Source organism: Ktedonospora formicarum, from assembly GCF_016587355.1.
Lineage (GTDB): Bacteria > Chloroflexota > Ktedonobacteria > Ktedonobacterales > Ktedonobacteraceae > Ktedonobacter > Ktedonobacter formicarum.
On the sequence record NZ_BNJF01000001.1, the window covers coordinates 1,990,995 to 2,013,511 of the forward strand.

Below are 22,517 nucleotides of genomic sequence, written 5' to 3' on the forward strand. Positions count from 1 at the left end.
ATTGTTAGCCTTCCTCGCACCGAGAGGGAGATAACAGACAAACACTATGTTGTACTTAAGCCAGTTACTTGGCACCACAGTCGAGACGCCTCGAGAGATGCGCGTTGGCCGTATTGTTGATGTGTTACTACCCGCACGACAGGTAGGCAGCGATGAGCCTGCCTACCCTGACGCGCTCCTGCTGGAGGGCGAAGAGGAACAGCACTGGCGCGTTCCTCATAACGCCTTGAGCTGGTTTGAGGGGGCACTTCAACTAACCACCCCACTTGAGCAGCTACCTCAGGTTACTCAATCGCTTGACGAGGAACAACAAGATACAGTCTCACTCGCCAAGGAGGTACTGGATCAGCAAGTCATCGATATCAAGCATAAAAAAGCGGTTCGCGTCAATGATGTCTGCTTCGATAGCGATTGGCGCATTCTAGGCATTGATAACACCCCCTTCGGCCTTGTACGCCGTCTGACGCCGGCCTGGCTCCATGGTTCAAAGGGACGTGATGCCTCAACGGCTCCTATCCCCTGGAATCAAGTTGAGCTCATTGGACAGCCACGCCCAGGCATCCAGGATGATGAGGAAGATGTGCCAGAAGAGGTATTACCCCATGTCCAGCGCTTGCTTAAAGGACATCTCGCTGAGATGCACCCCGCTGATATCGCCGAGATTGTTCACCAACTCACTCCAGGGCAGGGCGCTCGTATCATTGAAGGGCTAGACGATGAAACCGCCGCCGCCACAATGGAGGAGATTGAGACTGAGCGTCAGAGCCATATCCTCGAAAACCTTGATTCAGAGCGTGCTGCCGATATCCTGCAAATTATGGGACCCGACGAAGCCGCCGACCTCATCGCCAGTCTACCAGAAGAACAAGCTCAGGAGCTTCTCCAACGTATGGAACCAGAAGAATCTGAGGATGTGCAGGAATTACTGGAATATGAGGAAGATAGCGCTGGCGGTCTGATGACGACAGACTATCTTGCGCTCACGCTGACACGCACAGCTAACGAGGCACTAGAAGCAGTTCGCGTCAACGCACGCGAGCATGATCTACGAACCGCATACATTTACTGTGTAGAAAACGAGGAGGACGAGGAGAGCCGCCTGGTCGGAGTAGTGTCGCTATGGGAACTTCTCATTGCTACGCCAACCCAGCAACTACAACAGTTAATGGAAACAAACCTCATTACTGTAGCTCCCAATACTCAAGCACGAGAGGTCGCCGAAATCATCGCCAAGTACAATCTACTAGCAGTCCCAGTTGTCAATGAATCTCAGGCCCTTCAAGGAATCATAACCGTAGATGACGCCCTCGATGTACTCCTACCATCTGGGCGGCGACGGAAGCCCAAGAGAATGTACTAGGATGATGAGCATACAAAACCATCCCTTGCTTTGAAAGAGGGAATGGTTTTGTATGCTCATCATCCCTTATTTCCCCTATTGATTATCCGACACATTATCCTGGTGCTGCATGACACGAACAGAATCTAGAGCAGAAAGCACTCGTTGGACGTCCTGAGACACCTCTAATACTACTTGCGGTAGCCATTCCTCAGGGCGAGGATTATCAACAAAAATCTCGACCTCTTCAACACCGTCATCTCGGCGTTTTACACTGCGCACTACATGCTCTTGCGCCTGCACAACAGGTTCCTCAAACAAACCACGCATTCCCTCAGGATGCCAGATCGGTAGCTCAACACGCTGCTGCAATGTTAAGCTATCAGCGACAAGGCGATTCTCATGAAGCCTCATGCTCATTGACGGACTCGTCTCCATCGTGCGCTGGCTGTGCTCACCTGCATGTAACCGAAGCATCTTCATGAATGAGAGGAGGGCCTCCTCCGAAACAGCCTGTCCCTGAAGAGGCAAGGTATATGAGAGTTCCAGAGAGAGAGAAGGGATTTCGTGAGTCTGCAAATGGAGGCAATTCGCATCCGGCTCATGAAAGAACTCACAGATTCCTACTGGTCCTTCTCGCGAGAGGACTGTATCAAGGGGGCCCCAAGCGAAAGAAAGTAGGCATGAGCTTCGTTTATCTGCGTCTTCGCAAACACCACTATGATAGGTACAGGCGAATTCGCGCTCCAGCGTTTGTGAGTTCAGCCAGTATTCGGGATGCGCGACCAGCCCGATTTGTGCTGCCGACTCCAGAAAGTGCTTCGTCACATCTTCGAATGTTAACACCGTCTGCTCCTTGTCGCTCCAATTCAGGGAATACCACCCAACTTCTTACCACATTGACCAGGACTTGTCTCCGTGTGATTTTCATATTACTGAGCTAGAAGGTGCATGTCAATAGAAATGGCATGAACTCCCTCTTGACAACCAGATCTTTGTTAGTTTATTCTTTTTACACGATCAAATAAATTTGATCGATAAAATAAAGCTGGTAAATAAAAAATGCTTGATCACTATGACATCACAACCCTGGAACAGCTCCGCGCGATCAGCGATATTCTGCGCGTGCGTATTATGGATACCTTAAAGGAGAAACCAATGACCGCAACTCAACTGGCGGAAATTATTGGTCAGGCACCAGCCAAAATCCATTACCACGTACGCGAGTTGGAAAAGGTTGGTCTCCTCAAACTGGTCGAAACACGTGAAAAGGGCGGCATTCTTGAAAAGTATTACCTGGCTATCGCACGTGAGATTCGTACCTCGAAAGCACTCTTCGCCTCAGGTCCCCAAGACGAAGCTATAGCAGCAGTCGAAAATCTGCTTGAACAGGCAAGCAATGAATATATAAGCGTGTTCCGCCGCACCCTAGAGAAGGGGGCTATACCTCAAGCCGATTTTTCCTTCTCCCTAGGACGTCTCTATGTGATACCAGGCGAGCTACAAGAACTCTTCAGCAAGGTACAAGTGCTATTCAAGGAATATGAGACACCGCGCGGAAGAGAGGGAGAGCGCGAATTTGTCCATGTCCAATTTAATTATCCCGAACCAGAGCAGGGTACCTCAATGCCCACAACCACAATAACCGATGAGCATAACGCATCAACACAACAGGTATCAATTGTAGGGGCTTACCGTGTCAGCAGAGATCATCTGGTGCATGCCATGGAGCGGGGGAACGCCTGCATATCAATGTCATAGGGCTCTGCTTTTTCGCTAAGGGTATCAGCCTGGAATTAGTTCAGGCTACAGTTGAGAGTTTTACCCTGATAGGCCGCTTGCAAGCTCCTCAGGATGTCTATGACTACTTGATGAGTATCCGTCACCAATAAACAATCGTCCCACAATGATATAAGCATCGCTATGCACTCCCGGCAGGGAAGCAAAGGACATATATATGCATGCCGATACAAACATAGATGAGCATACTCATCCACCAATAAACACCTCTACCTCCAACACAACGGAAGTGTCCAGGCTCTGGCGGAATCGCAATTTTGTCTTACTCGCGACGGCGCAAGGCATCTCCAACATAGGCGACTTTTTTTTCACCACGACGCTCTTGGTCTGGATATTTGATCTAACACACCAGGCGGCGGCGGTTGGTAGCATCTGGATTGCGGAATACGCGCCAATATTCCTTATAGGGCCAATCGCAGGTGTCTTTGTAGACCGTTGGAACAGACGCCACACAATGCTCATTGCCGATCTCGTACGAGTAGGCTTGACGCTACTCCCACTTCTAGTAGCGGGTGCCTTACGTCTTCCTATCATTTACATAAGCGTCTTCGCTCTGGGAGCCTTCTCACGCTTCTTCGCGCCAGCCAAGGCAGGGCTACTACAGGTCATTGTGCCAGAAGAGCAGAGGGGTCAGGCGGCATCCGTAAGCCAAACCATGATGGCGATATCCTTTATTCTGGGTCCAGCCATCGCCACACCTGTCTATACGCTGGCAGGGCCTACCGTCGCCCTGATAATCAACGCGCTATCCTTCGGCGCCTCTGCGCTCTGCATCGGCCTGATTCGGGTTCGCCGCGAACTCGCCCATCCCTATGCCTTCAAGTCACAAGAACAAGCTGCCAAGCAAGGCATCAATCTGGTAGTGAATGAATTTAAGGATGGCCTGGGTTTTGTTTTTAAGACACGCACCCTTCTGGTTCTCATCTTTACGTCATTACTTGCCATGTTAGGTGCTGGAGCCCTCAATACACTCGATATTGTCTTTGTTGAACAACGCCTGCACGCTCCAACGACTCTCTATGGTTCATTGATGGCTGTTGGCGGAATTGGCACCCTGGCAGGGGCGGTTATATGTGGCCTACTTGCGAAGAAGCTCAGGCCACAATGGCTCGTCTCAGGAGGAATCGCACTTCTCGGTCTAGGGCTGGTTGTCTACTCCTATCAGACTGTTTTCCTTGCCGCCCTGATTCTAAACTTTCTGCTCGGCATACCCCAGGCGGGGCTCAACATTGGTTTTGGACCTCTGGTCACAAACGTGACACCACGAGCAATGATGGGGCGTGTGATGTCTGTCATTGAGACAGGCATGTTTGGCTTCAGCCTGCTCTCTGCCACACTGGCAAGCACGCTAGGTCAGTTTATCCGTGTTGACATACTATTCGGTATATGCGGCGGTCTGGTGGGAGTCGCTGGCCTAATCAGTCTGTTCCTCTTTCCCAGATCAGATAAACAGCTCTCATCTGCCGATAGTTCTCTATAGAGAAAGCTATATAGAGAAGCAAACCTATCATATACTATAATCACATCTTTTTAAAGGAGACTATCAAATGAGTGATATTCGTTTACAACGCATGGCAAAAGTGCTGGTCAATTATTCGATTAGTGTTAAAAAAGGTGATCGAGTAGCGATAATGGCTCAACCTCAGGCAGCGCCACTCATACGCGAAATCGTGCGCGAAGCCCTACACGCAGGCGGGCACCCCGAAACCTTTGTAAGCCTGCCCGGCATCAATGAAATCCTGCTAAAAGAGGGCTCGGATGAGCAAATTCAGTACATCCCCAACAGCTATCGCCAGACCTTTGAAGAATTCGAGACCTTCATCAGTATTGAGAGCTCAGACAATACAAAAGGCTTGAGTGGGGTCGATACCTCACGTATGGCCTTGTTACAACAGTCTCGTCGCGAAATTATTGGTAACTATATGAAACGCTCAGCGGATGGATCGCTACGGTGGAATATCTGTATGTTCCCCACATCCGCCTATGCTCAGGACGCCGATATGTCCTTGAGCGACTTCGAGGAATTTGTCTATAAAGCGTGCAAACTCAACGACGAAGATCCCGTGGCGAGTTGGCAAGAACTTTCACGCCAACAGCAGCGCTATGTCGAGTGGCTCAAAGGGAAGCGTAGCATCCACGTCATAGGCAAAGACACAGATCTAACCCTCTCTATTGAGGGGCGTAGCTTCATCAATGATGATGGCAAGAAGAATTTCCCAGGTGGCGAGTTCTTTACCAGCCCCATCGAGACATCGGCTAATGGTTATATTCGTTACAGTTTCCCGGCAGCAGTCAACGGGCGCTCCGTTGAGGATGTTCGCCTACGTTTTGAAAATGGCGTCGTCGTTGAGGCTACAGCCGCGCAAGGACAAGACTATCTGGAGAAGATGCTCAGCCTGGACGAAGGGGCACGCCGCCTGGGCGAGTTTGCCTTCGGCAACAACCGCGATGTAGATCGCTGTATCAAAAATATCCTCTTCGATGAGAAGATGGGAGGCACAATCCACCTCGCGCTTGGCAATGGTTTCCCCGAAGTTGGCGGCAAGAATATGTCAGCACTTCACTGGGACATGGTATGCGATCTCCGCCAGGGAAGTGAGATCCGTATCGATGGAGAACTCTTCAGCAAAGACGGACAGTTTGTCTTCTAACTTGTATAGATTCTCCAGACACAGAGAGGCGCGGATGCTTCACATGACTGTGAAGCATCCGCGCCTCTCTGTGTCTGGCTTAGAGTGCTACTCATACATAGAAGTGATGGAGAGGATGGAATAGCTGGTTACGCCACCAGGTGTTGTCACACTCACCTCATCACCCTCTTTATGGCCCATCAAAGCCTTACCAACGGGCGACTGATCGGAGATGAGACCCGACTTGGGGTCCGCTTCATAGGTCTCAACGATCTTGAACACGCGCTTCGCGCCGCTCTCGCTCTCTAGTTCGACCTTCATGCCAATACGAACAGTGCCATCATGTTGCACCAGGGACTCTGGTGTCAGTACCTCAGCAACTGCAAGCAAGTGCTCAAGCTCGATAATCTCACCCTCTACTTTTGCTTGCTCGTTCTTGGCATCCTCATACGCGCTGCTCTCACTGATATCGCCGGCCTCTTTTGCTTCATGCACATAATCGGCAGCTTCTCTGCGCTTGACAGTAAGTAAGAGCTCCAGGCGCGCTTTCTTTTTGGCATAGCCTTCAGGGGTCAGGCGATAGATCTTTCGCTCTGAATTCGTTTCACTCTGCCCACCAATACTCATTGTAAATTCCTCCTGGTATCGCGAATTCAACCAATTAGCCGGTTTACTCCAGATACCCGCCTCAAAGTTTTTTTATGAAAAACGCTATTCTTAGTCTCTTTTACATTACAATCCCCATACAATCCTCGCGCGCCATCCCAGGACCTCTCTGGTATACATATCGAAAGGTAATGCCTCTCTCTCCACCCCTGGCGAACCACCAGTTATCTCTTTTTTGGAAAAGAGGGTTGAATATGCAGACAGCCAGTTTGCGTTGTCTTCTTTTCTACGAAGATACCACAATACCCTGTTGCCAATGCCATTTTTCTACTTTTTTCTCGAGGCGACATGTTTCGCTGTGTTTCCCAAAAAAAGCTGCGTGTGGGACCCGTATGCCTCCAGGCCATAGAGAGAAACACGCGCTCTCCTCTTCTGACAGTCAGCAGAAACAATAGGTGTCCAAACACATGAAGGTGATTATACGTTGTGAAAATCACAACGTCAAGTAATTTCTTGACAAATTTTCACTATTCTGGAGCGTTCTTGTATATTTCACCTCGTATATATATTACTCATGTTTACACGCTTGTGCACAACTGGCAACAGGAGCGCCCGGAAGCCATACTTCCTCATGATCAGATCATCAAGCGGTCAGGCATATTCTAATGAGAGACAAACACTATCAAGCCGACACAAAACGAAAAAGCTTGGTATCGCAAACCGCGCATCTCCCGACCAGGGCAGCACGCCCGTTTTTTGTGACTGAGCGCTCAGGAGAGAGCATTGTCTGTTTCTGACGGCACTTGACACAGTAAGCGACTTCTAAGATGGCTTCTACTTTATCAGCTTGCGTTGGTGCATTGGAGGCATCCCCCTTTACTTCAGACCTCTCTTCGCTCGTCTCCTGTATGACTGGTACCTGGACTTGCTCCAAGGGAGCCTTAGGTAAGGTCGTAACGGGCGTCCGCGTAAATATATCCTCCACACTCTCCAGTGGTGCCTCTTTTGTAATTGTAGGCTTCTCGTCGGATGTTTCCAGTGAATGGATCCCAGGATATTCTTGGGGTGAGACAACTTCGTTGACGCGAGGTGGCAAGGTAATAACCTCATCGCTCTCATTTCTGCTCCGCCGCATGCGCGCTTTCTGGAAGAGGCCGAATAACACACACAACACAATAACAACAACAGCAAGCACCCAACCAAGGCTTTTACGCAAGGTGATTTGAGCTTGGCGCATAGGAAAACCTCCTTGAGAAATGTGAGCGGTACATTAGAGTATGACACGTTACCCACTTTTATACGATACGTTTAGCACACTACGGAATGTACTCAAGCCAGGATATCAATAACGGCTTGTCAGAGCACAACGATAAAGCTGGCTTGTCTTCTTATTGTAGGAAACGACTTTATGCGCGTTATAGAGAACCTTGACGAAATGATCCAGACGGCTCGTGGCTGGTTAACTCGCGGAAGCGTTGGCTTCGTTCCTATTATGAATGGGCCAAGCTTACACGCAGGGCACCGAGCGCTGCTCTCAACCATCCGAGAACATTGCGAGATCACAGTAGTATGTTTACTGCGCACACCGCTCCTCTTTGATGCTAGTAGCGATGAACCTGACACTACTCACGGTCCTGAAGCCGATCCTTGCTTACTCGCGGACAGCGATATCGATGTACTTTTCATGCCGCGACATGAAGAACTCTTTCCGCCTGACTTCGCGACCCCTATCGATATCATTGGCCCGATGCGAGATCCATTACTGAACTTTAATAACAATCCTGGTGCTTTACGCGAGTTCGCAACTATCTTCGGTCTGCTTCTACTTATTGTACGACCAGATATCACATTCCTAGGACAGAAAGACGCCCAACAGGCTGCAATTATACATAAAATTATACATGATTTACACATTGATGTAAGCTTACATATCATTCCCACCACGCGCGAGAAAAACGGCCTCGCCACGAGCAGTCGAAATACGCTCCTGACGGAGGTAGAACGTAACGCAGCGACAGTGCTCTACTACAGCCTTTTGCAATGTAAGCAACACATCGAACAAGGCGAACACATGGCTCTCTCTCTGGCCCAAATCGTGCGCCGAGAAATCGCAAATAACCCATACGTTGAGCTACTCAATCTGGCAATCTGTGATCCCAGGTCACTTCAGCCATATGAGCGAGTAATGCCAGGGACACTTTTTGCTCTTAAGGCCCGTGTTGGCTCATACTACTTCATCGACAATATCTTATGGATGCCCGATGGAAATTGGCGTTTATAGGCCAATAGGAATTTCATCTCACGCCAGGAAATCGCTCTTTTCACAGGCGAACTCTCGCTCAAGGGTGCGTAAACCATTGGATAGGCCCCCTTGAGCGATTATATACAGATGGAAATCAACAGGTCTCGGGAGAACAAAATCGCCCCTTATATGGCAGCACGTGTCTAGCAATTTTGATGTGTTCCATCTATAATGAGTCCGAGTATTCTGGCGGAGACTTTTCCCGCCAGCATTCATATTTTAGGAGACACGAATGCCTGCCATTATTCTTTCTAGTATCCTGATCGCTCTTATCGCCTATTTATGGGGCTCAATCCCCTCCGGTTACTGGCTAGGAAAAATCTTACGAGGCAAAGATTTTGATATACGCAACCATGGGAGTCGCAAGATTGGTGCCACCAATGTATTACGCACCCTTGGCAAAGGCCCCGCCGCAATCGTCTTCCTGGTTGATATCTCCAAAGGCGTTGGTCCAGCACTGGTGGCACTTCTCGTCCCTGCGCTCAATGCGGGTGGCTGGGGACCATCAATCGCTGGAATTCTGGCGCTCTTAGGGCATTGCTATCCGGTCTTTATTGGCTTCAAGGGAGGACGTGGGGTGTCAACTGGCGCGGGGGCACTGCTCATTATCTCACCCATTATCTTCCTGATCAGCTTGATTGTGACCGCAATAACCATCGCGACATCCCGCTTCGTCTCGTTAGGCTCAATTCTGGGATCAGCTTGTATGCTTCTCTGTGGTGTTCTCTTCTTCGTGCTCACGCTCGCCAATCCAGCCTTCCCTATACATATTGGCATTCAGCAACTGCTCTTCCTGATTATCGCCCCCACCCTGGTTATTCTCTTCCACATCGATAACATCAAACGCCTCCTCTCAGGTACTGAACGCAAGATCGGGCAGCGCGTCGATACCAGCACAACCACACCAGCCCCCTAATCCCCTCTCCCTCATCCACATATGAAGTCAATTTCGCTTCCTTGCTCATTTCAAAGGTTTTAAATATCTAAAAAAAGCATATGATAGTGGCTGAACCGCCGAAGGCAATCCAGCCACTATCATATGCCATCCTGTTAACCACCAGAGGCAGGGAGAAGCCCTGAACGGGAGAGAGAACCGCCCTCAACGACTTCTCATGTTATTAGTCCTTCTTGGCCTCAGTACGAAAGATGGGGAGCGCCCCAACAGTATATTCAATCCCGGAGAAAATAGTCCAGATAGTCGCCAGGATCAAGAGTACATCACCTACCAGGAGTAGCAATTCATTGAAGACCAGAGTTTGGCTGTCGAATGTAAGCATCCAGGGAAAGAGCGAAAGTAGATGTGCGCCCAACCCCTTCGCCAGCAACACCACGCCAATCGCAACAAGCGTAATAAACGTCTTCTGCTTGCCCCACTTACCTGCTGGTATAACCTTACCCTGCGCCGCAGCAACCGAGCGCAGGCCCGAAACCAGAAACTCACGCGTCACGATGATAAAAACAATCCAGGGCGAGACCAGCCCCACTGCCTGCAAAGCAATCAGTATAGCCACCACAAACACTTTATCCGCAGTGAGATCAAGAAAAACACCTAGCGAAGAGACTAGATTATAGCGCCGCGCAAGATATCCGTCGAAATAGTCAGTGAACGCGGAGAGCGCGAAGAGCACAGTGCCCACCAGATAGGCCCATTGCTGATTGACCAGGATTAATATAAACACAATGACGGTAGAGATCAGTCGACTGATACTCAATATATTGGGAACATTCCGCATCTAATACACCTCAATATCAGCTTAATTTGTTTTCCGCCGAGAGGGAGATGCTGGTTGAGGAGGCCTATTCAGCCACCGCAACCAGAATATCACGCTTCTTGATGACACGATCTACGGCATGGGTAAATTGGCTATACGGTGACTCATTAAGGATACGCAAACGAGTGTTGGTTTGTATCACATCTATCAGCGCGGCTCGCTCAACGCGTGTAGCATTCCATGCCAGAGCCAGCGTTCCCCCTGGTAACAACATACGTTCCCAAACGGGAAGGGCCTGCCGCAAGAGATTTGAAAGCTCGCCAAAATGCTGAATGCCATAGGGAAGATCACCAACAATAGCATGCATATGTGGTCCCCCCTGTATCTCACGCATATGTGAGGTCGCCTCGATGGTATTCCCATGGGCCAGGACCAGCGAACGTATATCCTCCAGAGATGAACGTGTGATCTTCTGCCCTTTGCGTCCTATCTCAAACTGATAACGGCGTCCAGCCTTACGCCCACGCTCATCAACTTCTTTAAAAGGAAAACCCTCACCGGTTAAATACTGGCGAATGTAGCCTGCTGTAGTCTCGACGTCCTGGCGTTGCATCTCAATACCAAAAGCGTCGTAACCAGCCGCAAGCGCCAGAAAAAGCGTGGTGCCACCTCCAGCCAGGGGATCTAGTACGCGTAGACGCTCGTTGTATTTCTCGGCGTAAGCTCCAGCAAAAATCGCAACGTTGAGCAACACGCGCGTGAAAAGCTCATTCGTTTTCCCTTTATAGCGTCTCGCCTCGGCAATCTCATATGGCAGAAACGGAGTAAATGGCGAGGCAAGGGGGTGTAATAGGGGTCCCTCAACTTCTCCTATCCGCTCATAATAGACATAGATCTCGCTGGTCGCACCCAGGCGCCCCAGAATGTTCAGAGAGTCGGGCGTAAGAGCTGTCTCCTCTGAAAACTCAGCCAGCACATACCCTTGTCCAGCCAAGTGTATGATTTCCGCGCTAACAATATTCTTCCTTAGCGGGCTGGTCAGCAATTCAGGCAGAGCGAGAGCATCCGCCATATGCATGTATTGTGTACTACGTTGTGGCGTAATCTTTAAAGCAAGTTTCATAAGCGCCAGTATAGCATAGCCTGCTTTTTATAAAAAGCGCATCTAACAAACTCTCTCAGTTCTTCGTTTAACTTCACCAGGGGTTTAGGAGCGCGAGCTCTTTAAAGGAGTTACGACATGTAATTGAGGCAGACAGGCAGCGGCCCATTGACATATAATATACTTTGGAGTAAGGGATTACAGGCATTGTCGCCATCTACAGCAGAGTTTGACATATGTTAAAACTATCTCGAGAGATTACCAATCCTTTACAATAGGTAAGGACATATCAGAGCGATCAATCCACAAATCCACACATGTAGAAGGCTTGGAGGGCCGTCATGCATATCGTTACCGTCGCGGAGATGAGAGAACTTGAAGCCCAGGCCGAACACCAATATGGCCTGACGTCTCCTATCCTCATGCGGCATGCGGGCCAGAGCGCCGCTGACATTTTCATGGCACAATTACTGCCACATCATTCAATCAATGATCTGGAAGTCCTCTTCCTGATTGGTCCAGGCAATAATGGTGGTGATGGGATGATCATGGCAGACAACCTAGCAAGAGCCGGGGCATTGGTCAGCCTATACACATGGAAGACCCACGAACTTACCATACGTGGGCAGCCAATCGCTGAGCAACAAATAGACAAAGAGCTCACAAGTGGGCTACAAAGCGCGGACTACGTCATCGATGCACTCCTGGGAACAGGAACGTCACGCCCTCTCAACGAAGATATGCGCGCCTTGTTAGCACGCGTTGAAGGAGAGCGCAAACAACGTCCTGACCTTCGCGTTGTAGCAATCGACCAGCCAACTGGCGTACATACAGATAGTGGCGAGGTCGATCCAGGGACGCTCCGGGCGGATATGACGATTACGCTAGCCTGTCCCAAAATTGGCTTCTTCTTCTTCCCAGCGCGAGACTTTATTGGTGAGCTTCATGTAGGAAGTATTGCCCTACCACCTACCCTAGAGCACAACCTCTCCACGGAAATGCTTAATACAGGCTTGTGCCGGGCTTCTCTACCCAAACGGCCTCTCAATAGCAATAAAGGAACCTTTGGCAAGGTAATGCTTTTTTGCGGCTCCCAGCCCTATCCTGGCTCGGCCTACCTGGCAGGCAGCAGCGCAGCACGGGCAGGGGCGGGCCTGATTACGCTGGCCGTGACGGAAAAGATGCTTCCCACTTATGCAAGCTCATTCCATGAAGCGACCTTCGCCATCTTGCCGGAAGAACCGAAGAGTGAGATTAGTCGAGGCCAAGCACATGATCGAGCCCAGGCGCTCACCGAGCATCTTCCTGGTTATCGAGCACTCTTGATGGGTCCGGGATTGGGGCAATCGCCAGAGACTCGCGAAACCATTCTCCAGGTACTTGAAGACCTGCGCAACCAGCCCCCAAACAAGCGTCCACGCCTCATCATCGATGCTGATGGTCTGAATAACCTGTCAGCACTTGAACACTGGTGGACTTTGCTACCCGAGGGGACAGTCATCACCCCCCATCCAGGCGAGATGGGACGCCTTTGCGATAGCCTAAAAGTCTCTGGTGGTTCCATTGATCGCCTGCAACTGGCACGTGAGAAAGCGCGAGAATGGAATGTAATTCTCGTACTAAAGGGAGCTTGTACACTAGTTGTCTCGCCCTTGGGGGAAACACGCATCAATTGGAAGGCGAATCCTGCACTGGCAACCGCTGGTACAGGAGATGTACTAGCAGGCATGATCGCAGGCTTCCTGGCCCAGGGGCTCATCCCTTTTGATGCGGCAAGTCTGGGGGTCTACCTGCACAGTTGCGCAGCCGAACGCGTAAGCTCCGAGTTGGGAGATGCGGGGCTGCTAGCCTCCGACCTCTTACCTCAAATTCCACGCGTTATGCGCGATATCCTCCATACCAGTTTTGAGGAAGGCAGCGATATCACTGAACGTTAAATAGGAGAAGGGGCAGTGGTGTAGATGCAATAAATATTACATCCACACCACTGCCCCTTCTTCAGTATTGAGAGTGGCACTCCTGCCAGGCTTCCCCCAGTGACATTACAGTGGGCAACACCTCTGGGTTCATAGAAACCTCTTAGGCTGTGACCGCGCCCGCCTCGTCAACAACGTTGACGGTCAGCTTGGGCTCCAACTGGGGAGCGATCTTGACGGGCACGCCGAAAGTGCCTAAAGCACGAATCGGCTCAGAAAGCTCAATAGAGCGGCGATCTACCGTCAGTTTCTCCGAGTCACGCAGGGCGGTGGCAATATCCTGGCTGGTAATTGAGCCATAGAGGCGACCCTGGGCACCAACTTTTGCCTTAAAGGTGAGTGTTACCTGACCAAGGCGCTCGGCCAGCTGGCGATTGGTCTCATCCAGCTTCTCTTGCTTACGCTTTTCGGCGGCAATGCGCTGTGTGCGATTCGAGATCAGGCTGGGCGTAGCACCAGCCGCAATCTTCTGCGGCAAGAGATAGTTACGGGCATACCCGTTCGCGACCTCTTTCAGGTCCCCGGCCTTTCCCAAACCCTGCACATCTTTTAAAAGAATTACTTTCACTGCTCGTTCATCTCCTTACAGAGGCGGGGCAAAGACCCGACTACCTCACGCGTATGATACGGCTGCTAGTATACACCTTGCACGATACGAACGCAAGCTTTCGCATCTTAGGAACTCAAAGGGAAGATGACCCGCTGCTCGGGCAGAGGCAGTTATCAGAAGAGATTACAATTACCAACACCAACTATAGGCCAATTTACCTTATTCTCTCTATAAGGCCCGCTTGTCCTGTTGCGCCTTCTTAGCATCTCCCCGTATAATAAGAATATTGCGTCAGAAATTATTCACCGAGTTCTATTCCTCGGTACTTTTTCAACATACACTTTATCGCCTTATTTTATCCATAGGTCAAAGGAAGTGCGTCATTATGCATATCGAGGGCACATATACATTGCAGGCATCACCAGAAGAGGTGTGGCAATGTTTAACGGACAAAGAAGTGCTACAACAAGCCCTTACAAGCCTGGAGCAGCTTGAGGAACGAGAGAATAATCGCTACGGCCTCGCGCTCAATATTCGTCAGGCACCGCTCGCGGGCATCTATACTGGGCAAATTACAATTACGGAACAGCAATATCCCTACTATTGCCGCTTCATAATTACGGAGGGCGAAGGACAGAGGGGCATAGGTGGCGAGGGAACTCTTCACCTCAATGAGCGCAACGGTAATACAATTATTGCTTATCAAGGCAAATTGACATTTGGCAAGAGCGTTCCCTCCCTGGTCGCCAGAGGAGCCGCCAAACTGTTAACCCAGCAATTCTTTATTACACTGGCCGAGCAGTTACGTCTCAAACGGAGCGCAGCCTCCGGCGGCTCAACCACCACAAACGATATCGTGCTTCTGACATCCCACACCTCCATGAACGAGCAGGAGCCACAATCTTTAGCACTCAGGTTTGTTCGCCTTCTTCGTATTGGCAAGGGGAATGCGGATGAGGAACGCCTCTGGGCCACGCGTCTACGACAGGCCAGCATTCTATCGGCGCTACTGATCCTCGTCTGGGTTGGCACACGCCTTCCCCGGAAGGCCAGGGCGCAAGCCTAGCACTCTGTAGGCGTCGATATGAACATGCTTCGCTTTCATAAGCCCGCTGCATATGGGCGCCTGCATGACTCTAAACATTCCGATGTGAATATACAGGTTCAGGACTCCATAGCCGAACGTAAGCGAGCTTTCCAATCACTGTCATCGCTCGTAGCTTCGCTATCGGACTTGCCATCTGAGATCCCTACAATCCAACTTCGCGCGCCATCAACAGTCCTGGTTGGTACAGCTCGCTGCTCCCGAGGCTCACTTTCATCAAGGTTACGCAAGGCATTCTGGGCGGCCTTGCGCACATCGTGTACAGGATCTTGAAGCAACGCCTGAATAGGTTCGAGGGCGCTCTTAATGCCCAGGCGTCCCAGAGTACGTACACTCCCGGCTCGCTCATCAGAGGTTGGTGCCTGCAAGAGGGGTAAAATATCGGGAGCCAGCTTGGTCAATGAGAGATCAGAGAGCAAGCGTAGCAATCGATTGAGGCGCATAGGGTGCCGCAAGCTCTTCAATGCATGCCGACAGTCGGCATAGATCTGAGCTTTGTTACGAATACGTCCATCAGCGCGGGCTTCAGCCACGGCAACTTCAGGTGAGGTATGAGCAGTGCCACGCAAAAATGGTTCAATCCAGGGCGCGACCTCCTCATATTGCCCATCATTCTCATGTCTTTGCAAGATAGCATGAAAATGCTGCTCCAGCCAGTAATAGAGTGCTAATGTGACCTCAGCATCACGGGCCGCATAGGCGACCATCGCTGGTGGCAAAGGACGGCGTGTCCAATCAGTTCGCTGTAGACTCTTATCCAGGCGCATATTGAAGGCCCGCCAGAGCATCGCCGCCAGCGAGGATTCATGCTGACCAAAGATCGAGCGGCTAGTAGCCTCCAGGTCGTAATAATGCGCTACAAAGATACCTCGCTCAGCCATAACGCGCAGATCCGCACCTGCGCCATGAAGCAAGACCGCCACAGCCGGGTCGCTCACGATGGCATTCAATGGCGAGAGGTTTTTTAAACGTAAAGTATCGATGACAAAACAATGGTTATCGATGGCGATCTGTAACAGCGACAGGCGCGGAATGCTGCTGCCGCCATCGAAGGAGCGAGAGCGCACCTGCATGAACTCCGCGTCTATCGCCACTACTGGCGCGTTCTTGAGCATCTCAATCGCTTGTTGAAGCTGCTCAGGATGCTCGATCCATTGCCGCTCACCTTTCGGGGGAAGTTGCCCAACAGGGAGCGTTGGGCCGAGATAGCCTGGCTGTATTTCCAGTTTGTCTGATTCTACCAATTTTACGTTATCTTTCAAAGATGTAGCATTCAACCTTCTATCAAGCGCGTATATGTGGCATATATTGACACTATAGCATACCTGAACGGTTTCGTACAGGGATGCATTGGCACCCATATACGAAACATCCCTGTACTCCTCTTGATCGGCAATCGCTACATTTCCTTAAACTCACAAAGGTCTCTTATGCGAAGCGTTGATGTTAGTTGTAACAAACGCGCTCAGGTTTTCTATTAAGGAGCAAGCATGTTTCTAATTTTAAGAGCGAGATGACGTCTCTCTAGCAGAGAGTCTATTTGTCTTTGACTTGTGAAGTGAAAGGATAGTCAGCCGATGCTTAAGGAGATACTGGCGCACAATGAACGCTTCACGCAGGAGCGCAAGATTAGACATATTGGGCATACACCACAGAAACATACAGCCATCGTGACGTGCATGGATTGTCGCCTGGTCACGCTGTTTGAGGAGGCGCTCGGCGTACAACGAGGGGATGTGCTGATGCTGCGCACAGCAGGGGCAACCATTTCCACACCTGAACGTACAAGCGCGCATAGTGATCTCATTCGCTCCCTGGCAGGTGGCATCTATTTGCTCGGCGTACGCGAGATCATTGTTGTCGGACATACCGAATGCGGGTTAGCAAATGTCAATCCAACAGTGCTCACCGCCACTATGCAGGCGCTGGGAGTCGATCCCCATGAACTCATCGTGCAGGAGAAACTAGGTGATATGAATGGGCTTCTACGCTGGCTCGGTGCCTTTCACGACGTACATGTCAATGTCCAGGAAGTGGTAGATGTCATTCGTCAGAGCCCCTTCCTACCTCGCATATCTACCCATGGGCTGGTAATCGATATTCAAACCGCGCGCCTCACGGTTGTGACTCAAGACAAATAAAAGGGAGGGATAGCGCACCTTCCCCATAATGCTCTACAATAGAAAGTACAAAGATCAAATGAGAGCATTATGGGGGGAAGGTATGAGACAGCCATTCAATTCTCGGGGAGCACGCATGAGCCTGTTACTCTTACTAGCGCTGTTACTCGTTTGTAGTGCCTGCTCTATCGGCGGCACAGGGCAGAACGTACAGCCAACACCAACGCGCCCAGCACACGGAAAACAGTTGCTCACTGGAAAACCGCTGACATATGTTGCGCTGGGAGCCTCCGATGCCGTAGGTGTTGGCAGTGCAAACCCGGATAAGCAGAGCTATGTAGCGCTCATTGGTCAGCGTCTGCCACGTGGCTCACACCTCCTCAACTTTGGGATTAGCGGCAGCACATTACATAACGCGCTGGCAAAAGAATTGCCCCTAACCCTCTCAACCTCACCCGAATTGGTCACAGTCTGGTTAGTAGCAAACGATTTTGTGGGAGGTGTGTCCTATGAGAGTTATATGAGCGACCTGCGTACACTGCTCAAACAGCTCCAGACAGGGACACATGCCTTTGTAGTTCTGGCAAATCTTCCCGATCTAACGCTGCTACCCAGTTTTTCAGGCCGCACCAGGGAACAGAAGACCAGCACGCTGCAAGAAATAAAGCGCTGGAACAATGGAATTGCGCACGAGGCAGCACACAATCACATCCCGCTGGTAGATCTCTTTGCGGACGAGAGCATATTAACAGCGCATCCCGAGTTCGTAAGCAACGATGGCTTTCATCCCAGTGCCAAAGGCTATGCAGTACTCGCAGATAAATTTTGGCGCGCTATTAACGCCTGAAAAAACTTCAAAGGAACTTATGTAGGCATGCTGCAGCAGCACCCCTTACAGACATGCCTTAACATAACCAAAACAAGTGCCCCTCTGCAAACGCTTAGTTCTAAAGCAGATGCTTGCAGGGGCATGATATATTTGATGCGCCGAGATAGTAATCAGGCGTCCTCGTTATTGTTCTTTGATGAGGAGGGGACGATATAGTTATCACCCTCCACAATGAAGAGTAAGCGCTCACATATATTGGAGCAATGATCGCCTACTCGCTCCAGCTTATGCGCCATCCAAAGCAGATAGGTGGCACGCTGTAGAATGAGCGAGTCGTTTTGCAGAGCAGGAACGGCATGCGCGCCCGCCATCATCGCCATCAGATCATGACGCACCATATGATAGCGCACATCCACAACATCATCCTCTTCCCAAATATAGCGTGCTGCACGCACATCGCGATCCTTAAAAGCTTTCATCGTGCCTTGCAAAACTCGGCGCGCCTCCTTACCCAGATCGAGGATTCCCTTCATGATGGAAGCCTCAGTCATCGTCGCCGAACCGCTATCCGTCTTGTTCCCGGTCGCCTCAACCTTGACATGGGGCATACTATCACCGCGCAAAGGCATCATACGCAAAATATTCTGGGCAATGCCTGCCGCGCCATCACCAGTACGCTCCAGGTCACCCGCAATAGACAAGACCGAAGCCAGATAGCGTAAGTCACGCCCACCCAACGGCTGTTGCAGGGTCAGGAGGCGAATAGCACGCTCCTCTACGGAGGTACGCAGACTATCAATGAGCGTATCGCTTTCGATGACCATGCCAGCCTTCGCGATATCGCCAGATCCCAAGGCTTCCAAAGCTCGGCCTAGAGCTTCGTCAACCAGCATTCCCAGGCGGATGATCTGCTCATCCAGTTCTTGTAGCTCTCTATCTAAAACCGAACGTGACATTTTTCGCAACACACTCCTTAATGGCCTCACGCGAAAACCAACGCCGTTATCGCGGCTAGCACGCACTCCTTAGCAAACCCCTGAGCACATTAGCTAGCGCTGACATTAAGGCAATGTTGGGGTTCGTAGCAATAAGCACACGCTCAGGTTTTCGGATAAGTAGTATTCAACTGTCTGGGTCCTGTAGATAGGCTAAAGCGGCTTACAGTCTTCGAGCGTTTGATGCTCTCCTGCGGTGCTTTTCTTCACATCGCAAGATATAGTGTAACATATTCAAGCGAAGAAATATAGAGTATTAGAGCGGCGATTCGCTCTAATCTAAAAGGATGGGTATAAAAACAGGCAAGAGCTTCTTCCACCTATCAGGCTTCTACTGTTGACAGCACTTCTAGGAATACGATACATTAAAGAAGTTCCATCCCGTGAAAGAAAAAACGCAAAGGAAAGAGCCATGTCAACGAAACGACTACTCGGCGTTTTTGCGCACCCTGACGATGAGGGATTAATTGGTGGAGCGCTCTTGCACTATCGCGCTGCTAATGTGGAGACAGGTCTTATCTACGCGACACGTGGAGAAGTTGGTGAGACCTCTGACCCGATGCTCAAGACACGCCATGACCTGGGTGAGATCCGCGAAGATGAGATGAGGATGGCGGCCAGTTTACTTGGTGTCAAACATCTCTGGTTCTTAGGGTATCGCGATTCAGGTGTGCTGAGTGCGCCTGACAATCGCGATCCACAGGCACTCTTACGCGCGCGCCCCGCCGAGGTTGTAGGCCGATTGGTCGAGATCATTCGCCAGTTTCGCCCCCAGGTTATAGTTACATTCGATGAAACAGGCAATGATGGGCATCCAGATCACCTGGCTATCTATCGCTACACAACCAGTGCCTTCCATGCCGCAGCCGATTCCGCGCTTTACCCGGAACTTGGAGCCCCTCACTCAGCCTCCAAGCTCTATTATACTGCCATGACGCGCCATCAAATTCTGACTATGGCGGAATGGCTACAAGAGCAAGATTCGGGCGGGCCGTTCAAGAATGTTGACCCTCACCTCCTCGGGCTGACTGAAGACCAACTCACTGTTGTGCTGGATGTTGAACGCTGGCGTGATGATAAAGTGCTCGCAGGTTCACAGCATCGCACACAGGTTAACCCAAGTAACCCGGTCGCTCAGATGCTCCCCGAATTTCAGCGCAAACTGAACTCAACCGAATACTATCAACTCGCGACCTCTCGCATTGGTGATGACGTGATGGGTGAGAATGACCTCTTCGCTCATGTTGAGGATAAATAACCCCTTCTATAAGAACCTAAATGCGTCAGTGTAGTTGCCATACCAATAGCTCCACCATACCTTGAATAAAGGTTCGACGAGCTACGATCCCGAGCTTTAAATCAACCGATCTTGCAGACGAGGAGCGCCATCATTTGTAGGCGCTTCGCTTCGGCAAGCACAGGACCCACCGACGCATCTTCCTTAAACGCATAATCGCTCAACTTCATGTGTTGGCTTCAGCAAGTGCTGTCCTCTTCCATAGCTCTGTACTCAAGAAGTAGCACTAGCGGCAACCTTGGGAAGTGTAAGCCGCTTCAGGCGGCGTTGCCGAAGCTTATGCGCAATAGTTTGGCGGACTGCACCAAGCATCGAGACATCCTGGTGCGCGCGATAGAGTGCCCACCCAATCTTAGGCAGACTCAACGCGCCTGAGTAGACCAGGAAGCGACTCTCCCATACAGGGTGAAACTTCTTCTTGAAATTGAAGAGGGATTGGTTCTTCGCAGGGTCGCCAAAGCGGGTAGTGAGAAAATCGATGCTGGTTCCCAGAAAGGTATCATCATCGATGTTAACATTACTGAGCGGTGCCAGACCCAGACTCATCATCGTCGCGCCCATGTTCTTAAGATACTCAATTGAGCGCACTAGCAACAGCTCCATCGTTCCAGGCGCAGGCTGCTCCGCACGGCGCATCAGGTCTAAACCCCAGCCATTTCGACTATAAATCGGTACAAAGGAAACAAAAGCATGTACGCTGTTCCGCTCATCGACCGCTACTGCATAGATTTGTTCACCCAGCCCCAATGGATCGAAATGGCCCATACTAAAGCCCATCTCAGATCCCCCCCTCTCATCAAGCCAGCGCTGCGAAATGGCCTCCATCTGGAGCAGGCACTCGGCATCGGTCACCTGGTTTTGATAGAAGACAACACGGATACTCTCCTTCTCCGCTCGTTTAGCGCTAGATCGCACATTCGCCATAGCTCCCCCCTTAAGCGTGAAGGACTGTAGGTTAAGTATGGCATCCTCACCAATCTTCAACGGGTAGAGGCCAACAGCACGATACTGGGTCAATAGCTCAGAACGCACCTGCCAGAAGACGGCCGCCCAATCCTGGGTAGTACAATATTCCATGAACTCACTCAGGGCTCCAGGCAGTTCCGCCTCTGGCCCAATGGGATCTCCCACGACAACGGCAGTGCTTCCTACCAGGACATAACTAATCACAATACGCCTGGAAGCCGTGAAAAAATAGGACTTCTCATCAGTGAGCGCGAAATAGGAGATAGAGCTCCTGCCATACAAGCGAGTAAGCTCCCAAACCTTGTGACGATCATGACGCTCGGGAAGGAAGACCGAGGCAACTGGGCGAAAGATCTTGCTCATACCATACAGCACAGCGCTAAGGCACAACACACGGAGAATCGGCGCGAATATAAAGGCTGGCGACGTGATCGGCACATGCAGGTGAGCTCGGGTAAAAATATGCAAGATCAGGCCAGTAAAGCCGATACGCTGTGAAATTGGCTCCAGATCACCGAAGAGTGCCAGGAAGCCACCAATCGCGTAAAAGACGACAATCCCCAGCCCTAAAAGCAGAGCAATGTAGCCTCGAACCAAAGATGGCGGATCGCTACGCGCCTGAAAGAAGCGCGCGGAACAGGCTATGAGCAGAGCAAGAGCCAGGGCAGTGAGTGTTGCCAGGATTGAGCCACCCCGCAACACATGCAGGAAGATGGCTGAGATGAGTAGGAGAGCAATACTAATCCCCCATGCCTGGCGTTTTCCCCGAGCCAGGCCATAGGAGAGCATAATCAAGAAGAAGCCCACAACAACGGTGAGCATCTGAGCCCGCAACTGTGTACGGGAAAGCATCATAGGCCAGCTCCATAGTTGCAAGAGCCCGCTTATTTTAGGCATGAAGACCGAGAGCATATCCGAGACGCCAACCAGGCCCGTCACAAAGGCCAGAATATAACGTACAATATGCCTCCAAGGCTGGGTATCCCATCGCGAAAGTGTTTTTTTCTCTACTTGCATAAAAGTGTCACAGTTCTCAGTAGTGCCTCTCTGTTTTAACATTTATCTAACCATATTACTGAGCAAATTATATGCGTCTCCTACTATTATCTATGTGTTCATTAAGATAGCATGAATAGTATCCAACATATTAGCTATAGTCCTATTATGAGCCCCAAGGATAGGGCTCTC

21 protein-coding genes are annotated in these 22,517 nt (G+C 50.6%); 12 read left to right on the plus strand and 9 right to left on the minus strand.

Annotated features, from left to right (window positions below):
* Positions 1-46 precede the first annotated feature (46 nt).
* Positions 47-1,360 carry a magnesium transporter gene (locus K3T82_RS08505; protein WP_220193051.1) on the plus strand — a complete coding sequence of 438 codons (1,314 nt, stop codon included), beginning with the start codon at positions 47-49 and terminating at the stop codon, positions 1,358-1,360.
* Between the two features lie 75 nt (positions 1,361-1,435).
* On the opposite strand, the gene K3T82_RS08510 is transcribed toward K3T82_RS08505, so the two are convergent.
* Positions 1,436-2,185, minus strand: coding sequence for a hypothetical protein (locus K3T82_RS08510; RefSeq protein ID WP_220193052.1), 750 nt, complete (start codon positions 2,183-2,185; stop codon positions 1,436-1,438).
* Positions 2,186-2,401: 216 nt separating this feature from the next.
* Here K3T82_RS08510 and K3T82_RS08515 point away from each other — a divergent pair, with 216 nt between their 5' ends.
* From K3T82_RS08515 to K3T82_RS08530, 4 genes are all read left to right on the plus strand, one after another.
* Complete coding sequence (locus tag K3T82_RS08515; protein ID WP_220193053.1) at positions 2,402-3,100, plus strand: winged helix-turn-helix domain-containing protein; 699 nt, start codon at positions 2,402-2,404, stop codon at positions 3,098-3,100.
* Positions 3,097-3,231 carry a hypothetical protein gene (locus K3T82_RS49820; protein ID WP_420799297.1) on the plus strand — a complete coding sequence of 45 codons (135 nt, stop codon included), beginning with the start codon at positions 3,097-3,099 and terminating at the stop codon, positions 3,229-3,231. Before K3T82_RS08515 ends, K3T82_RS49820 begins: the two co-directional genes overlap by 4 nt.
* A 65-nt stretch (positions 3,232-3,296) precedes the next feature.
* Positions 3,297-4,619, plus strand: a complete 1,323-nt coding sequence (locus K3T82_RS08525; protein WP_220193054.1) for an MFS transporter — start codon at positions 3,297-3,299, stop codon at positions 4,617-4,619.
* 67 nt (positions 4,620-4,686) lie between these two features.
* Positions 4,687-5,790, plus strand: coding sequence for an aminopeptidase (locus tag K3T82_RS08530; RefSeq protein WP_220193055.1), 1,104 nt, complete (start codon positions 4,687-4,689; stop codon positions 5,788-5,790).
* 87 nt (positions 5,791-5,877) lie between these two features.
* Here the strand turns inward: K3T82_RS08530 and greA are convergent, their stop codons facing one another.
* Positions 5,878-6,396, minus strand: a complete 519-nt coding sequence (greA, locus tag K3T82_RS08535) for a transcription elongation factor GreA (RefSeq protein ID WP_220193056.1) — start codon at positions 6,394-6,396, stop codon at positions 5,878-5,880.
* Between the two features lie 661 nt (positions 6,397-7,057).
* The gene (locus K3T82_RS47585) at positions 7,058-7,612 is read right to left on the minus strand and encodes a DUF5679 domain-containing protein (protein ID WP_236031062.1); all 555 of its coding nucleotides are present in this window, start codon (positions 7,610-7,612) and stop codon (positions 7,058-7,060) included.
* Between the two features lie 171 nt (positions 7,613-7,783).
* Here K3T82_RS47585 and K3T82_RS08545 point away from each other — a divergent pair, with 171 nt between their 5' ends.
* Together K3T82_RS08545 and plsY are read left to right on the plus strand one after the other, a co-directional pair.
* Positions 7,784-8,656 carry a pantoate--beta-alanine ligase gene (locus tag K3T82_RS08545; RefSeq protein WP_220193057.1) on the plus strand — a complete coding sequence of 291 codons (873 nt, stop codon included), beginning with the start codon at positions 7,784-7,786 and terminating at the stop codon, positions 8,654-8,656.
* Between the two features lie 253 nt (positions 8,657-8,909).
* A complete protein-coding gene (gene plsY / locus K3T82_RS08550) occupies positions 8,910-9,593 on the plus strand; it encodes a glycerol-3-phosphate 1-O-acyltransferase PlsY (protein WP_220193058.1) in 684 nt (227 codons plus the stop codon).
* 202 nt (positions 9,594-9,795) lie between these two features.
* Here the strand turns inward: plsY and pgsA are convergent, their stop codons facing one another.
* Both pgsA and K3T82_RS08560 read right to left on the minus strand, forming a co-directional pair.
* Positions 9,796-10,410, minus strand: coding sequence for a CDP-diacylglycerol--glycerol-3-phosphate 3-phosphatidyltransferase (gene pgsA / locus K3T82_RS08555; RefSeq protein ID WP_220193059.1), 615 nt, complete (start codon positions 10,408-10,410; stop codon positions 9,796-9,798).
* Positions 10,411-10,474: 64 nt separating this feature from the next.
* Positions 10,475-11,512: a TRM11 family methyltransferase gene (locus tag K3T82_RS08560; RefSeq protein WP_220193060.1), complete on the minus strand. Its 1,038-nt coding sequence runs from the start codon at positions 11,510-11,512 to the stop codon at positions 10,475-10,477.
* A gap of 320 nt (positions 11,513-11,832) precedes the next feature.
* On the opposite strand from K3T82_RS08560, the gene K3T82_RS08565 reads away from it, so the two are divergent.
* The gene (locus tag K3T82_RS08565; RefSeq protein WP_220193061.1) at positions 11,833-13,428 is read left to right on the plus strand and encodes an NAD(P)H-hydrate dehydratase; all 1,596 of its coding nucleotides are present in this window, start codon (positions 11,833-11,835) and stop codon (positions 13,426-13,428) included.
* A gap of 142 nt (positions 13,429-13,570) precedes the next feature.
* Here K3T82_RS08565 and rplI read toward each other — a convergent pair whose 3' ends face one another.
* Positions 13,571-14,035, minus strand: coding sequence for a 50S ribosomal protein L9 (gene rplI / locus K3T82_RS08570; protein ID WP_220193062.1), 465 nt, complete (start codon positions 14,033-14,035; stop codon positions 13,571-13,573).
* 367 nt (positions 14,036-14,402) lie between these two features.
* Here rplI and K3T82_RS08575 point away from each other — a divergent pair, with 367 nt between their 5' ends.
* Complete coding sequence (locus K3T82_RS08575; RefSeq protein WP_220193063.1) at positions 14,403-15,083, plus strand: SRPBCC family protein; 681 nt, start codon at positions 14,403-14,405, stop codon at positions 15,081-15,083.
* Between the two features lie 98 nt (positions 15,084-15,181).
* On the opposite strand, the gene K3T82_RS08580 is transcribed toward K3T82_RS08575, so the two are convergent.
* Positions 15,182-16,366 carry a HEAT repeat domain-containing protein gene (locus K3T82_RS08580; protein WP_220193064.1) on the minus strand — a complete coding sequence of 395 codons (1,185 nt, stop codon included), beginning with the start codon at positions 16,364-16,366 and terminating at the stop codon, positions 15,182-15,184.
* A 333-nt stretch (positions 16,367-16,699) separates the two neighbouring features.
* On the opposite strand from K3T82_RS08580, the gene K3T82_RS08585 reads away from it, so the two are divergent.
* Together K3T82_RS08585 and K3T82_RS08590 are read left to right on the plus strand one after the other, a co-directional pair.
* Positions 16,700-17,263: a beta-class carbonic anhydrase gene (locus tag K3T82_RS08585; protein ID WP_220193065.1), complete on the plus strand. Its 564-nt coding sequence runs from the start codon at positions 16,700-16,702 to the stop codon at positions 17,261-17,263.
* A gap of 82 nt (positions 17,264-17,345) precedes the next feature.
* Complete coding sequence (locus K3T82_RS08590; protein ID WP_220193066.1) at positions 17,346-18,089, plus strand: SGNH/GDSL hydrolase family protein; 744 nt, start codon at positions 17,346-17,348, stop codon at positions 18,087-18,089.
* Between the two features lie 152 nt (positions 18,090-18,241).
* Here the strand turns inward: K3T82_RS08590 and K3T82_RS08595 are convergent, their stop codons facing one another.
* Entirely contained in the window at positions 18,242-19,027 is a 786-nt protein-coding gene (locus tag K3T82_RS08595) for a phosphate signaling complex PhoU family protein (protein WP_220193067.1), read from the minus strand.
* Between the two features lie 451 nt (positions 19,028-19,478).
* On the opposite strand from K3T82_RS08595, the gene K3T82_RS08600 reads away from it, so the two are divergent.
* Positions 19,479-20,324 carry a PIG-L family deacetylase gene (locus K3T82_RS08600; protein ID WP_220193068.1) on the plus strand — a complete coding sequence of 282 codons (846 nt, stop codon included), beginning with the start codon at positions 19,479-19,481 and terminating at the stop codon, positions 20,322-20,324.
* Between the two features lie 252 nt (positions 20,325-20,576).
* On the opposite strand, the gene K3T82_RS08605 is transcribed toward K3T82_RS08600, so the two are convergent.
* Positions 20,577-22,346 carry a bifunctional lysylphosphatidylglycerol flippase/synthetase MprF gene (locus K3T82_RS08605; protein WP_220193069.1) on the minus strand — a complete coding sequence of 590 codons (1,770 nt, stop codon included), beginning with the start codon at positions 22,344-22,346 and terminating at the stop codon, positions 20,577-20,579.
* Positions 22,347-22,517: the final 171 nt, after the last annotated feature.

What these genes read in the sequence shown, in the direction of transcription:
- K3T82_RS08505 (WP_220193051.1), top strand. Translation starts at nt 47, where the DNA reads ATGTTGTACTTAAGCCAGTTACTTGGCACCACAGTCGAGACGCCTCGA.
- K3T82_RS08515 (WP_220193053.1), top strand. Translation starts at nt 2,402, where the DNA reads ATGCTTGATCACTATGACATCACAACCCTGGAACAGCTCCGCGCGATC.
- K3T82_RS08525 (WP_220193054.1), top strand. Translation starts at nt 3,297, where the DNA reads ATGCATGCCGATACAAACATAGATGAGCATACTCATCCACCAATAAAC.
- K3T82_RS08530 (WP_220193055.1), top strand. Translation starts at nt 4,687, where the DNA reads ATGAGTGATATTCGTTTACAACGCATGGCAAAAGTGCTGGTCAATTAT.
- greA (WP_220193056.1), bottom strand. Translation starts at nt 6,396, where the DNA reads ATGAGTATTGGTGGGCAGAGTGAAACGAATTCAGAGCGAAAGATCTAT.
- K3T82_RS47585 (WP_236031062.1), bottom strand. Translation starts at nt 7,612, where the DNA reads ATGCGCCAAGCTCAAATCACCTTGCGTAAAAGCCTTGGTTGGGTGCTT.
- K3T82_RS08545 (WP_220193057.1), top strand. Translation starts at nt 7,784, where the DNA reads ATGCGCGTTATAGAGAACCTTGACGAAATGATCCAGACGGCTCGTGGC.
- plsY (WP_220193058.1), top strand. Translation starts at nt 8,910, where the DNA reads ATGCCTGCCATTATTCTTTCTAGTATCCTGATCGCTCTTATCGCCTAT.
- pgsA (WP_220193059.1), bottom strand. Translation starts at nt 10,410, where the DNA reads ATGCGGAATGTTCCCAATATATTGAGTATCAGTCGACTGATCTCTACC.
- K3T82_RS08560 (WP_220193060.1), bottom strand. Translation starts at nt 11,512, where the DNA reads ATGAAACTTGCTTTAAAGATTACGCCACAACGTAGTACACAATACATG.
- K3T82_RS08565 (WP_220193061.1), top strand. Translation starts at nt 11,833, where the DNA reads ATGCATATCGTTACCGTCGCGGAGATGAGAGAACTTGAAGCCCAGGCC.
- K3T82_RS08575 (WP_220193063.1), top strand. Translation starts at nt 14,403, where the DNA reads ATGCATATCGAGGGCACATATACATTGCAGGCATCACCAGAAGAGGTG.
- K3T82_RS08585 (WP_220193065.1), top strand. Translation starts at nt 16,700, where the DNA reads ATGCTTAAGGAGATACTGGCGCACAATGAACGCTTCACGCAGGAGCGC.
- K3T82_RS08590 (WP_220193066.1), top strand. Translation starts at nt 17,346, where the DNA reads ATGAGACAGCCATTCAATTCTCGGGGAGCACGCATGAGCCTGTTACTC.
- K3T82_RS08595 (WP_220193067.1), bottom strand. Translation starts at nt 19,027, where the DNA reads ATGTCACGTTCGGTTTTAGATAGAGAGCTACAAGAACTGGATGAGCAG.
- K3T82_RS08600 (WP_220193068.1), top strand. Translation starts at nt 19,479, where the DNA reads ATGTCAACGAAACGACTACTCGGCGTTTTTGCGCACCCTGACGATGAG.
- K3T82_RS08605 (WP_220193069.1), bottom strand. Translation starts at nt 22,346, where the DNA reads ATGCAAGTAGAGAAAAAAACACTTTCGCGATGGGATACCCAGCCTTGG.